The organism is Actinomadura logoneensis (assembly GCF_003428695.1).
In the GTDB taxonomy this organism is placed as follows: domain Bacteria; phylum Actinomycetota; class Actinomycetes; order Streptosporangiales; family Streptosporangiaceae; genus Spirillospora; species Spirillospora logoneensis.
In genome coordinates this window covers 1-13,336 of record NZ_QURH01000281.1, presented here as the reverse complement: position 1 = coordinate 13,336, position 13,336 = coordinate 1, and the positions used below count along the sequence as shown (strand labels likewise).

Below are 13,336 nucleotides of genomic sequence, written 5' to 3'. Positions count from 1 at the left end.
CGCGCGCGGGCACGCCGCCGGGACGACGACCAGGTCGGCGGACGTGGTGAACTTCCGCAGCCGGGCGGTCGCCGCGCCGAACGCGCCCGGGTCGAGCGCGGCGCGGGTCTGCCCGGCGCGGTCCAGGACGTCCGAGGTGACGGCGGTCGCGAACCCGGCGCCGCGGCCGACCGCGAGCGGGTCGGTCCGGTACGTCCGGGGGTTCAGGGTGCGGAGCAGGTCGAGGGCGCGCTCGGCGGGCAGGTCGGCGGGCACCAGGTCCAGGACGTCCAGGCCCTGCTCCCGCGCGTGCCCGACCGCCGCGCGCCGGACCGGGCCGGACAGCATGACCCGCTCCCCCGTCACGAACTCGTACCCCGCGTACCCGGACCGCCCGTCGTCCCCGTCCGCCCCGGACGGCACGACGACCGGCCCGGTCCCTTCCGCGGGCCTCGGTCGGGGCTTGGGCCCCGGAACGGGCCCCGGGCCCACGCCGGGCAGCGGCGGGAGGGACCGCAGCCGCCGCCGCAGCCGCAGCGCCTGAGCGGTGACGACGGCCGCGACCAGCACCGGGAAGAACACGGACGTCGCGCCGGAGAGCATCCCGGCCCCCGCGACGGGCAACGCCATCGGAGGCCGCTCAGGGATCACCGGAACGCCCAAGGAGAAGACCGCCGGGAGCATCACCGCGAACCCCGCGTGCGGCGCCCTTGCGCGCACGCCGGGAAACGAGGTCGGCGGACGCGCCGTCGCGGGAATGGCCGGGGGCCTGGCCGTCGCCGGGGCGGCCGGGGGCCTGGCGGGAGGCGGGCTCACGCGAGTTTCTCCAGCAGGTCGGCGGCGCGGGCCGCGCCTCCCGCGGCGGCGAACGAGTCGCGGATCCGCGCGGCGGCCTCCCGGTACGCCGGTTCGGTGAGGACGCCGGTCAGGGCCGCGCGCAGCTCGTCCGTGCTGATCCGGGCGAACCGGACGATGCGCCCCGCCCCGGCCGCCTCGACCTGCCGGGCGATGGCGGGCTGGTCGTCGCGGATCGGGGCCACGACCAGGGGCAGGGCGTGAGCGAGCGCCTCGCAGACGGTGTTGTGGCCGCCGTGCGTGACCACCGCCGACAGCCGGGGCAGCAGCGCGAGCTGCGGGACGCTCTCCCGGATGAGCACGTTGTCCGGGACGGCGAAGCCGCCGCACTCGCTCGCGCCGGACGGCATGACGAACACCGCCTGGACGTCCATCTCCGCGACCGTCTCGGCCGCGACGCGGAAGAACCGCTCCCCGGCCGGGCCGGAGACGGTGCCGAGCGACACCATGATCCCCGGACGGGTGTCCTCGCCCGCCGGGTCGAGCCAGTCGAACGGGAACTCCTCCCGGCCGGGGCGCCCGCCGAGCGCCGGGCCGACGAACGCGATGTGGTCGGGGAAGAACGACACGTCCCCGACCAGCGCGCCGGTGGAGAACACCAGCGTGAGGTGGTCGGAGAAGCGCAGGTCGATGACGTCCTCGATGCCGTGGTCCGCCTGGAAGTCGCCGATCTGGTCCCGGACCCACTCCTCCACCAGCGGCATCCCGGCGAGCGGCCGGGTGAACTCCGAGGAGGTCGTCGCGGACGTCGCCCACGGCACGCCGCGCCGCCGCGCCACCACGGGCGCGGCGAGGACCTGCTGGTCGGCGACCACGACGTCCGGGTGGAACCGGTCCACCGCGCGCTCGACGCCGGGGAGCATGGCGTGCCCGAGCGGGACGATGAACTCCTCCCAGAGGAACTTCAGCGCCGCCGGGCCGCGCAGTGACATCCAGATGCGGCGGGCGGCCTCCAGCTTCGCGGTGAACGCGGCGTCCTCGGCGGGGTACACGCGCGCGCCGGCCGGCAGCAGCGGCTCCAGGACGTCCCGCTGGCCCGTCCAGGCGACCCGGTGCCCGCGCGCGGTCAGCTCGGCGGCCACGGCGACGGTCGGGTTGACGTGGCCGGTCAGCGGCGGCACCGCGAACAGGAACCGGCGGCGGTCGGGCACGGCGGGCCGGGCGGGCGGCACGGCGCCGCCGAGCAGCGGCGGGACGGTGACCCTGCGGCCCCGCGTCGGTTTCGGGCTCATCGCGCACCTCCGGTGATGATCGGATCGCGCGTCCCCGCGCACGATCCGGTTGCGGACGGTCCCCCGCGCACCTCGGAACCCGCGCCGGGGGTCTGGGAACTCCCGCCGGGCGGCTCGGAACGCACGCCGGGGGGCTCGGAACGCACGCCGGGGGGCTCGGAACGCACGCCGGGGGGCTCGGAACGCACGCCGGGGGGCTCGGGACTCCCGCCGAGCGGTTCGCAGCGCCCGCCGGGCGGTTCGCAGCGCCCGCCGGGCGGTTCGGAGCCACCGCCGGGCGGTTCGCGACGCGCGCCCGGCACGGACGGCTCCGCGGAGCGGGTTCGGCGGGCCAGCCAGGGCAGCAGCAGACCGAGCAGGTCGGCGGTGCCGTCGCTCAGGACGGTGTGCGCGTGACCGGGCAGGACGTGCAGCTCGCAGTCCGGGGCGTGCGCCTCGAACAGCCGTCCGGCGGCCAGCACGTCGGAGTGCTCGCCGTAGACGGCGAGGACCGGGCAGCGGAGTCCGGCGAGGTCGGCGGGGCGGACGGGCTCCGCCGCCGCGACGTCCGCGAGCAGGCTGGTGCCGTTGAGCAGGCGGTCGGCGGCGGCGGCGTGCCGGGCGCGCTTGCGCCACCCGATCGCGCCGTACTGCTCGGCGAGCCGTTCGTACTCCAGCGCCAGCGCCCACCGGGCGAGCGAGTTGAGCAGGTTCTCGTGCCATCCGGCGTGGTCGGCGGGACCGTAGGACTCGATCAGGACCAGCCCGGCGACGCGTTCCGGACGGGCGAGCGCGGCGTTCAGCGCGACCGTCCCGCCGAAGCTGTTGGCCACCAGGTGCACCGGCCGCGTGACGTCCAGGCCGTCCAGGACCGCGAAGAGGTCGGCGACCGCGTCGGCCGCGCCGTAGCCGGTCGGGGTGCGCTCGGACATGCCGTGTCCGCGCTGGTCGTACAGGACTGCCAGCGCCCCGGCGGCGGCGACCGGCCCTGCCAGCCGGTAGTAGAAGCTCGACAGGTCGTCCATGACCAGCCCGTGGACGAAGACCACGACGGGTGGCTCCGCCGCGGGCGAGGAAGGGGCGGGGACGAGGTTCGGGCCGGCGTCACCGGTCCGGGCGGGGTCGCGGGGCTGTACGGGGTCGCGGGGCTGGACGGGGTCGCGGGGCTGGACGGGGTCCAGGGTCTGCACGTGGAACCGCACGCCGCGGGCGGTGATCTCAGGCATGTGCTTCCTCCAGGAACGCGCCGAGCAGCGGCGTGAGCCGGGCCCGCGCGGTGATGTGCAGGTCGTGGCCGCCGGTCAGCACGTGCCGCCGGGCGGTGGGCAGCGCCTGGCCGACCAGGTCCGCGGCGGCGCGGAACGGCGAGCCCGACCCGACGACCGCGAGCACCGGCAGCCCGGCGAGCTCGGCCAGCTCGGCCGCGGTGACCGGCGGCTCGGCGGCCAGGTCGGACGGCAGCGAGGTGAGCGTCAGCAGGTCGGCGACCGCGCCCCGGACCACGTCCGGCACGGTGTGCCCGCGCAGGTCGGCCTCGACGAACGGCGGGTCCACCAGGGCGAGCGCGGTCGTCCGGCCGGGATGGGCGCGCGCGAACCGGACCGCGACCGTCGCGCCGTAGCTGTGCCCGGTGATCGCGAACGGCGGCAGGTCGGCGGTGAGCGCGGCCAGGTCGTCGGCCATCGTCGCGGTGTCGTAGCCGGTCGGCGTGCGCTCGGTGAGGCCGTGGCCGCGCCAGTCCGGCAGCCGGACCCGGCGGGTGCGGGCGAGCGCGGGCGCGACGGTGAAGAACCAGGACGCCGCCGAGCCGGTGAACAGCCCGTGCAGCATCACCACCGGCGACCGGCCCGTGTCCCGCCCGAGGTCCACCACGTGGAAGCGGATGCCGCGGGCGCGGACGTAGGCCATGCCGTCCCCCTACGCGTACGCGGCGGGCGCGGCCGGAGCGGACGCCGCTCCCGGAGCGGGCACGGCGTCCGGCGCCGCGTCCGGAGCGGGCGCGTCCTCGGCCGGGGCGGCGAGCCGCGCGGAGATGTGCGCGGTGAGGTCGCCGACCGTCATGTTCATGATCTGGTCGAGGTCCATTCCGGCGATGAACGCCGCGAACTCGATGCGCCGGCCGTACCGCCGCTGGAGCCTCTCGGCGAGCGCGACGAACTCGATGCTCTCCAGCCCGAGGTCGGCGTTGAACGCGGTGTCCGGGCCGACCTCCTGCTCCAGCAGGAAGTCCTCCCCCACCACCTCGGTCAGCATCTCCACGACCTCGGCCAGGACGTCGTTGTCGGGTCTCATGTGCTGTTCTCCCCCTTGTAGCGATCGAAGCCGTCCGGGTCGTCGTCCGGCTCGCCGTCCGCGTCGTCCGGCGGGAGCGTCCAGGTGACGACGTGCCCGTCGCACTCGCGCGAGGCCGTCCCCGGCGGACGCCGCTGCGGACGGCCGCCCGGACTCGCCTCCGCGCGGACCAGCTCGATCCGGCACGGGTGTCCCGCCGCGCGGACGAGCGCCACGCCCAGGTCCCCGGTCTGCGCGACGGCCAGTTCCAGCGGCGCGCCGAACGTGTTGCCGTCCCCGGCCCCGCGGTCCGACGCCTCGCCGGACGTGCCCGCAGGCGCGATGCCGGACGTGCCGCCGGACGCGGTGTCGAACGTGCCACCGGACGTGCCCGCAGGCGCGGTGTCGGGCGGTGTTCCGGTTCCGGGGACGGTCGTGTAGGCGGCGCGGGGGCGTCCGGGGGCGTCGTCGGTGATGGTGATCTCGGCGGGGAACAGGGGTCCGTGGCCGTGTTCCCAGAGCCAGTGCCGCACCGCGTCCTTGGCGGCGACGCGGCCGAGCAGCCAGGGGTCCTGCTCGCGCGGCGTGAGGCCCTCGTAGGCGGCGCGCTCGGCGGCGTTCAGGTAGCGGCGCATGAGCATGTCCCGGGACGAGCCGTTGCTCCAGTGCCGGCGCACCAGCGTCCAGCCCTCCGGCTGCGGCTCCGACACGCCGGACACCTCCGGGGTGAACTTCATCCGCCAGGTGGACTCGTCGGTGTGGAAGCGCCGGGTCTCCCATCCCTCGACGCGGCACCAGACCCGGCCGTCCGGGGCCGTCAGCTCGGCGTCGCAGCGCATGGTCGTCGGGGTCAGGGCGCGGATGCGGACGGTGGCCGGAACCCGCGAGGCGCGTGCCGGAGCCGGCCCGTACCAGGTGACCCGGTCGATGCCGGTCGGGTAGACGGTCTGGTCCCGGTCGCCGTTCACCTGGATCCAGTGGCCGCAGAGCTGGCCGAGGTTGTCCATCAGCGCGCCGGGCGTCGGCAGCGCGGCCAGCACGCCCCGCGCGCCGTCGGAGGCGAGCGCGGAGATCTCGACGATGCCCTGGTAGCGGGGTCCGTGGAACATCCAGCGCTCGGAGTAGAGCCGGTCGGCGGAGATGAGCGGCGGGGTCTCGGCGGTGAGCGGCGTGCGGTCCGGCGCGGGCGGTCGCGGGTAGTGGGGCGCGAGCAGGACGACCCCGTCGGTGTGGCCCTTGATGACGACCTCGACCCGGTGCACGCCGTCGCCGTCCGCCTCCAGCAGCCGGGCCGAGACCTCCGTCCCGGTCGGCGGGTCGGCGGTGACCCAGCGCATCGCCCGGACCTCCTCCAGCCCGACGCAGACCAGGTCGGGGAACAGCTCGCGCGCCGCGTCCGCCATGACCTCCAGCAGGGTCGTCAGCGGCACCACCGGGAACCGGTCGGACATCTCGGGCCAGTCCACCGGCTGCGAGATCAGGCAGTGGTCGGCGACGAACGGCATCGTCCGCAGCGAGAACACGCGGTGGGCGGTGGACCGGATCGGCCTCGGCTGCGCCGGGACCAGCGGCGACACCGGCAGAACCGGAGGCGGCGGGGGAATCGGCATGGGCGGTGGCTGGACGGGCGGCACCGGACCCTCGAAGGGCGGCACCGGCGCGTCGGACGGCGGCGGAGCGGTCCCCTGGAACGCGTCCATGATCCGGTTGGCGCTGTCGATGGCCTCGCGCAGGAACGCGTCCAGCTCCTGGGCGACCGGGTCGGTGACCGGCTCGGTAACCGGCTCGGTGACCGGGTCGGTGGCGGACGCCGGGGACGTCCGGCCCGCCCCCGCCACGTCCGGCAGGGGCGGCGTCCGCTTCCCCGCCGGCCTCGGAGGGGACGTCAGCGGCGGCACCGTGCCGTCCAGCCGGACGAGCGGGACGCCGAGGTCGAGCTCGACCGTCCCCGGCCCGGACGGCACGAGCGGCGGCGCGGCGCCCGGACCCGCGCCGTGGCCCTCGGCCCACAGCGCGGCGGCGACCCGGCGGATCTGGGCCATGCCGTCCCGCTGCGGCACGTTCACGGCCATCGCCAGGTGCTCGCGGTCACCGAGCCGGTCCCCCACGAACCCGGCGATGCTCCCCGGCCCGACCTGCACGAACACGCGCACGCCCGCCCCGTGCAGCTCCGCCACGAGCTCGCTGAACCGGACCGGTTCCAGCAGGTGCCGCTCGACCAGCTCGCGGACCTCCTCGGCGGTCTCCGGGAACGGCGCGACGGTCGTCGCCGACCAGAGGGGGATGCGCGGCGGATGCAGCGGCAGCGCCGCGAACGCGGGCCGCAGCTGCTCCAGCAGGGGCGCGGCCATCGGCGTGTGGAAGCCGGTGCGGAACGGCAGTTCCTGGCCCAGCACGCCCTCGGCGCCGAACCGCCGCAGGATCTCCCGGACGGCCTCCGGCTCGCCGCAGACCACCGACTGGTGCGGGCAGTTGTCGTGGCTGACCACCACGTCCGTGCGGGCGCCGAGGGCCTCCAGGACCCGGTCCGCGCCGCAGCCGAGCGCCCCGTAGGACACGTCGGGGATGCGCAGGGCTCCCGGATCGAGCGCGGCGACGAAGGTCTCCATGGAGTCCGGGCCGTTCATCCCGGCGACCATCATCGCCGTCCACTCGCCGAGGCTGTGCCCGGCCGCGACGTCCGGGTGGATGCCGGCCTCGGCGAGCGCCGTCGCCAGCAGCCGTCCGACGGCCATGACGTCGGCGGCGTGGCCGAGCAGGTCGGCGCGTCCGGTGAGGGCGGGCCGGGGCAGGCCGAAGTGGTCGGCGACGTCGTCCACGCGCGGCTCGAAGGACGGCTCGAACCCCGGGTACAGGAACGCCAGCCGTCCGCCCGCGGCGAGCAGCGGCTTCGGCGTGAACCAGATGTCGCCGCGTCCGCGCCAGGGGGTGCCGCGGTCGGCGACGGCGCGCGCGAGGGCGAGCCTGCGGGCGTCCGGGGCGACGATCGCGAGGCGGCAGGGCAGGTCGGCGGGTTCGCGGTCGCAGCGCGCGAGCAGTTCCTCGTCGGGCGTCCGCAGCGTCTCGGCGAGCTCGGCGGCGTCCCGGGCTGCCAGCCGGAGGACCCGCTCGCCCGCCTCGTCCCCCGGACGCGCCTGGAGCTTGGCGTGGGCGGGCCCACGGCTCGCGGCGACGGCGCGCTCCGGTCGGAGAGGGCCGAGATGTGCCGGGGTCGTCGTCGGGGCCTCCTCCAGGACGAGATGCGCGTTCACGCCGCCGAGGCCGAAGGCGTTGACGACCGCGCGGCGCGGGCCGTGGGCCGGACGCTCCCATCCGGCGGTCTCGCGGACGGGCGTCAGCCGCGTCCCGGCCATCGCCTGATGCGGCTCGGTGACGTGCAGCGTCGGCGGCAGCACGGCGTCGTACACCGCGTACGCGGCCTTGATCAGCCCGGCCATCCCCGCGGCGGGCATCGCGTGGCCGATCATCGACTTGACCGTGCCGATGTGCAGCGGGGCTCCGCGGTGGCCGAACACGCGGCGCAGGGCGGCCAGTTCCGCCGCGTCCCCGGCCGGGGCGCCGGTGCCGTGCGCCTCGACCAGCCCGGCGGCCTCCGGCGCGGACGGGTCGAGCCCCGCGTCCGCCCAGGCGCGTTCGAGGGCGAGGACCTGGCCGTCCACGTGCGGGCTCAGCAGGCCCGCCGCGCGGCCGTCGCTGGACGACCCGGCGCCGCGGATCACCGCGTAGATCCGGTCGCCCGAGCGCAGGGCGTCCGGCAGCCGCTTCAGCAGCGCCATGCCCGTGCCCTCGGACAGGAGGGTGCCGTCGGCGGCGCGGTCCAGCGGGCGGATCGTCCCGGACGGGGACAGCGCCCTGAGGCGGCTGAACACGCTCCACACCGTCACGTGGTGGGAGTGGTGGACGGCCCCGGCGAGCACCGCGTCGCACTGCCGCGAGCGCAGCGCCCGCACCGCGTGCTCGACCGCGAGCAGCGAGGACGCGCACGCCCCGTCGATCGTGTAGGCCGGGCCGCGCAGGTCGAAGCGGTTCGCGACGCGGGACGCCGCGAGGCTCGGCAGGACGCCCGCGGACGCGTCCGGGACGGCCGGGTCGTCCGGCCCGGCGCGGAACGCCTCCCGGATCCGCTCCCGCAGGTCCGCGGGCAGGTCCGGGGCCAGGTCGGCCAGGACGGCCTCGACCTGGCGGAACGCGGTGATCCGCTGGTCGAACCGGGCCATCCCGGGACCGATGTAGCCGCCCCGGCCGAGCACGACGCCGACCCGGGACCGGTCCGGCAGCCGCTCGTCGCCGCCCGCGTCCGCGATCGCCTCGGCGGCGGTGCGCAGCGCGAGCAGCTGGTCGGGCTCGATGCCGGACGCCGCCGCTGGCAGGATCCCGAAGCGGGCCGGGTCGGCGGTGGCGAGGCCGTCCACGAAGCCGCCGCGCCGGCAGTAGAACCGGTCGGCGCGCGGCGGGTCGTGGAAGGCGTCCGGGTCGTGGTAGAGCGCGGGGTCCCAGCGGTGCGGCGGGACGTCGGTGATCGCGTCCACCCCCGCCCGGACGTTCGCCCACAGCTCCGCCGCCGAGCCCGCGCCGGGGAAGACCGCCCCGAGCCCGACGATCGCGATCGGCTCGCCGCCGGTGCCGGTGCCGGGAGCGGGCGCCGGGTCGGTGGTCACGGGGTGGTCCCGGCGGCCTCGGGGCCGCCCGTGCCGTCCGCGCCGTCCGCGCCGGTCCCGCCGGTCGGATCGGCGACGGATCCGGCGAACACCACCTGCGGTTCGTCACCGGCGGCGATCTCGTGCAGCAGCGCGGCGACGGCGGCGTCCGGGTCCAGGAGACCGACGCCGCGCCGGGCGTACTCGCGGGCCAGCTCCGGCGTCACCATGCCGCCGCCGGCCCACGGCCCCCAGTCGGCGACCAGGACCCGGCCGCGCAGCCGCGTCCGCCAGACGCGGGCGAGAGGACCCGGCCGCGCAGCCGCGTCCGCCAGACGCGGGCGAGGGTGTCGCAGGCGTCGTTCGCGGCGGCGTAGTCGGCCTGCCCCCGGTTCCCGTACACCCCCACGACGCTGCCGAACACCACGAAGAACCGCAGGTCGGAGCGGACGGCGGCGGCGAGCGCGGACGCGCCGTCCACCTTCGTCCGGTACACCCGGTCGAACGACTCGGGCGCCTTGTCGCGGACGAGCCGGTCCTCCACCAGGCCCGCGCCGTGCACGACCCCGTCGAGGCGGCCGTGGGCGCGGTAGACGTCCTCCACGACGGCCCGGACGGCCTGCGCGTCCCGGACGTCCACCGGGTGGTACCGCACCTCGGCCGCGTGCTCGCGCAGCGCCGCGAGCGTCGCGCGGATCTCCCGCGCCGCCAGGACGCTCCGGATCCGCGTCTCGATCTCCGCCGGGGTCCGGCCGCCCTGCGCGACCAGCGCCCGCCGCAGCGCGGCCTGGTCGGGTGCCGCAGCGAGTTCGGGGGCCTCCGCGCCGGGCTCCGGCGTCCGGCCCACCAGCTCGATCCGGCAGCCGGTCGTCCGCGCCAGCTCCAGCGCCACCCGCGCCGTGATGCCCCGCGCGCCGCCGGTCAGCAGCACGACGGAGTCCGGCCCGAGCGCCCGCGTGAGGCCGACGCCCTGCTCGGGCGCCGCGGGCGGCTCGTCCGGGACGAGGGTGAGCGTCAGGCGGACGTCGCCGTCGTACCCGACCTCGACCGGCCCCCCGGGCTCCGCCATCTCGGCCAGCAGGCGCAGCGCGATCGCGCGCGGGCTGTCCTTGGTGTCCACGTCCACGGACCGGACGAGCGTCTCGGGGAACTCCTTGGCGAGCGTGCGGGCGAGGCCGCGCAGTCCCGCGCCGGGCGTCGGGTCGCCGACACCGCCGTCGAAACCGCGTCCGAAGGCGCCGCCCGCCCCCGTCCCGAGGATCAGCCAGCGCGGCCCGGCCAGCATCGTCCGGCGGATCCCGGCGTACGCGCCGGGCAGCACCGGACCGCCGCCCGGACGCAGCGCGGCGAGGTGGATCAGCCCGTCGCACGCGTCGCCCGCGTCGAGCGGAGTGCGCACCGTCGCGCCCTGCTGCTCCAGCAGGTCGGCCAGTTCGAGCGCGACGCCGCAGCCGTCGTCCACGACGACGAACGTGCGGCCGTCGAACCGGCCGGGCACGATCTCGACCGGGGGCGGCGCGGGCAGCTCCGCCAGCCGCACGACCCGCCGAACCGGCGGCGCCGCGGGCCTCTCCAGTACTTCTCCGGCCTCGCGCACCTCCGCTTGGGCCACCTCTGCCTGGGGCGCCTCCGCAGGGACCGCTTCGGCCTGGGGCGCGTCCGCTCGGGCCGCCTCGGCCTGAGGTGCCTCCGTCTCGACCGTCTCCGTCTCGGCTTCGGTCGGTTCCGCCGCGGTCACCGTCTCGGCGACCGGCGGCACGGCGTGGCCCTCTTCCTCGTTCGCCGGGGGAACGGCGTTGCCGGTGCCGGACGCGTGCAGCCTGCCGTCGATCCACTCGACGATCTCGCCGATGGTCTTGAGCCGGCCCAGCCGCTCCGCGACCGCCTCGTCCAGCCGCGCGCCCGCCCGCGCGAGACCGACCCGGTCGGCCAGTTCCGCGATGATCTCGGTGCGCTTGATGGAGTCGATCGACAGGTCGGCCTCGAGGTCGAGGTCCGCGCCGAGCATCGCCTCGGGGTAGCCCGTCCGGCCGCCGATCACCGACAGCACCGCGGCGCGGATCTCCTCCAGGCCGGGCACCTCGGGTCGTCCGAGCTCGGTCGGCTGCTCCTCGTCCGGGGGCGTGCGGACGGCCGGGACGGCTCCTGCGGCCACCAGCGGGGCCGTCTCCGGCCCGGAGAGCGGCTGCGGTGCGGCGTCTCCGGAGACCACGGCGCGCGGAGCGGGCACCGACGGCGCCTCGACACGCCGCACGGGCGCGGAATGCCGATGCAGCAGACTCAACACGACGTCCCGCTGGGCGGCGACGAGCTCGCGGCTGGACCGCAGGTACTCCAGCACCGCCGCGTGCAGCGGATCCTGCCCTGCCGCGCTGTCCGCCGGACTCATGCCCGCACCGTGACCGGTCTCCCCGGCACTGGTCGCGGCGAACGCCTGATGCGCGCCCGCCAGGCCCGCGGACGTCCCGTCAAAGGCTCCGGCAGACGCCGAATGCGCCCCAGATGCGCCCTGCGCCGCGCTCGCGGCGGAAGCGGCATACGCAGCAGAGGCAGGATTCGCCGCCGACGCGGCGTGCCCGGCCGATGCAACGTTCGCGGCGTAAGCGGCATACGCCTCAGCTCCGGCGTTCGCCGCGGCGACGGAGGCGGGATTCGCAGCCGACGCCGGATTCCCTGCCGACGCCGCGTCCAAGGCGAGTCCGGCGTGCAAAGCCGCTGCGGCATTCGCGGCGTGCTCAGCCGATGCAGCGTTCGCGGCCGACGCAGCATTCACGGCGGATGCAGCATTCACGGCGGATGCTGCGTTCGCGGCAAATTCAGCGTTCAGGGACGAGGCGGCCTGGTCGGCGGACGCGAGGTGCGCGGCGGTGCCGGCCTGTGCGGAGGACGCGGCGTGTGTGGTGCTTTCCTCGTCCGGCGTGCTCGCGGCGGTGGGCCGGAGCCCGCTGGGTGGGGCGGTCGGGGCCGGGGTGGGACTCCCAGGGGCGGTGGACGGGGCGGTGGACGGGTCGCTGGGGTGGTCGGCGGTGGGCATGGGTCCTCCCGGAGGGAGCGCGACCCGCTCGGCGGGACGCAGCGAGTTCGTGAGACAGGCGCCGTCGGCGGTGCGGACGAGGTGGCCGTTGACGATCCAGCCGGGGGCCGCGGGCGGGTGCGCGGCGGACAGGACGCGGGCGTCGCGTCCGGCGAACAGCGCGGCGGCGTCCACCGGGACGCCCGTGGCGGCCAGTTCGGCGAGCGCGAGCAGCAGGCGCGTGATGCCGTCCCCGCCGGGCGCGTCGCAGGCGACGGCGGTGTGCGGGCGGTCGCCGAGGATCTCGCCGACCAGCCCGGTCAGCACCCGGCCCGGCCCGGCCTCGACGAAGACGCGCGCGCCCGCCGCGTACATCGCCTCGATCTGCTCGACGAACCGGACCGGGGCGGCGACCTGCCCGGCGAGCGTGGCGCGCAGCTCGGCGGGTTCGGTGTCGTAGGGCGCGGCGGTGGTGTTGGACCAGACGGGGAAGGCGGGCGAGCGCAGGTCCCGGCGGGAGAGCTCGGCGCGCAGCGCTGCGGCGGCCCCCGCGACGAGCGGGCTGTGGAAGGCCGCCGCGACCGGGATCCGGCGGGCGGCGATCCGGCGCGCGGACAGCGCCCGCAGCGCCTGGTCGAGCGCGGGCGTCGAGCCGGAGACCACGACCTGCCGGGGCGCGTTGTGGTTGGCGACGACCAGCTCGGAGATCCCGGCGACGGCCGCGCGGACGTCGTCGAGGGTGCCCGCGCAGGCGGCCATCGCGCCGGGGTCGTCGCCGTGCCCGACGGCGGCGTCCAGGATCGCCTCGGCGCGCGCGGCGGACAGCCCGACCAGGTCGTCCTCGCCGAAGACGCCCGCGGCGGCCAGCGCGACGAGTTCGCCGTAGCTGTGCCCGGCGGCGAGATCGGGCCGGACGCCCAGCTCGGTCAGCAGCCGGTGCGCGGCGAGCCCCGCGATGCCGAGCGCGGGCTGCGCGACGCGGGTGTCGGTGATCGCCTCCCGCTGGGCGCGCTCGTCGTCCTCGGTGAACGCGGCGGGCGGGAACATCGCGGGCGCGTACCGTCCGTCCGCGAGGCGGAGCAGGCGCTGGAGCCGGGGGAACGCGACGAACAGGTCGGTGAGCATGTTCGGCCGCTGGCTGCCCTGCCCCGGGTACAGGAAGGCGACCTTGCCGGTCTCGCCCGCCTCCGGCGGCGCGACGAACACGCCCGGCGCGGCCCGGAACGCGCGGGCCGCCTCCAGCTTGTCCCGCAGGTCGTCCACGCCGGACGCCACGATCGCCGCCTGGACGCGCGCGGGGTTCGGCTCGGCGAGGGTCCGGGCGAGGTCGCGCAGGCGCGCGCCGGGGACGTCCGCCAGGGCGGCGAGCC

General features: G+C 77.0%; 7 protein-coding genes and 1 pseudogene. All 8 read right to left on the bottom strand.

The genetic code is table 11. The features are described from left to right. Positions 1-609, bottom strand: a pseudogene (locus DZF91_RS16705) (hypothetical protein); the annotation flags it as partial. A 182-nt stretch (positions 610-791) separates the two neighbouring features. Beyond that, on the bottom strand, positions 792-2,066 hold the full coding sequence (locus DZF91_RS16700) for a glycosyltransferase (protein WP_117358383.1): 1,275 nt from the start codon (positions 2,064-2,066) through the stop codon (positions 792-794). After that, positions 2,063-3,271, bottom strand: a complete 1,209-nt coding sequence (locus DZF91_RS16695; RefSeq protein ID WP_199486688.1) for an alpha/beta fold hydrolase — start codon at positions 3,269-3,271, stop codon at positions 2,063-2,065. Before DZF91_RS16695 ends, DZF91_RS16700 begins: the two co-directional genes overlap by 4 nt. Further along, a complete protein-coding gene (locus DZF91_RS16690) occupies positions 3,264-3,953 on the bottom strand; it encodes an alpha/beta fold hydrolase (protein WP_117358382.1) in 690 nt (229 codons plus the stop codon). The genes DZF91_RS16695 and DZF91_RS16690 overlap by 8 nt, the downstream gene beginning before the upstream one ends. Before the next feature lie 9 nt (positions 3,954-3,962). Further along, the gene (locus tag DZF91_RS16685; protein ID WP_117358381.1) at positions 3,963-4,337 is read right to left on the bottom strand and encodes an acyl carrier protein; all 375 of its coding nucleotides are present in this window, start codon (positions 4,335-4,337) and stop codon (positions 3,963-3,965) included. Further along, complete coding sequence (locus tag DZF91_RS16680; RefSeq protein WP_117358380.1) at positions 4,334-8,974, bottom strand: type I polyketide synthase; 4,641 nt, start codon at positions 8,972-8,974, stop codon at positions 4,334-4,336. Before DZF91_RS16680 ends, DZF91_RS16685 begins: the two co-directional genes overlap by 4 nt. Further along, positions 8,971-9,183, bottom strand: a complete 213-nt coding sequence (locus DZF91_RS16675; RefSeq protein ID WP_117358379.1) for a hypothetical protein — start codon at positions 9,181-9,183, stop codon at positions 8,971-8,973. Before DZF91_RS16675 ends, DZF91_RS16680 begins: the two co-directional genes overlap by 4 nt. Further along, on the bottom strand, positions 9,177-13,336 hold a 4,160-nt coding region (locus tag DZF91_RS16670), incomplete at its 5' end, for an SDR family NAD(P)-dependent oxidoreductase (protein WP_117358378.1). The genes DZF91_RS16675 and DZF91_RS16670, both read right to left, overlap by 7 nt.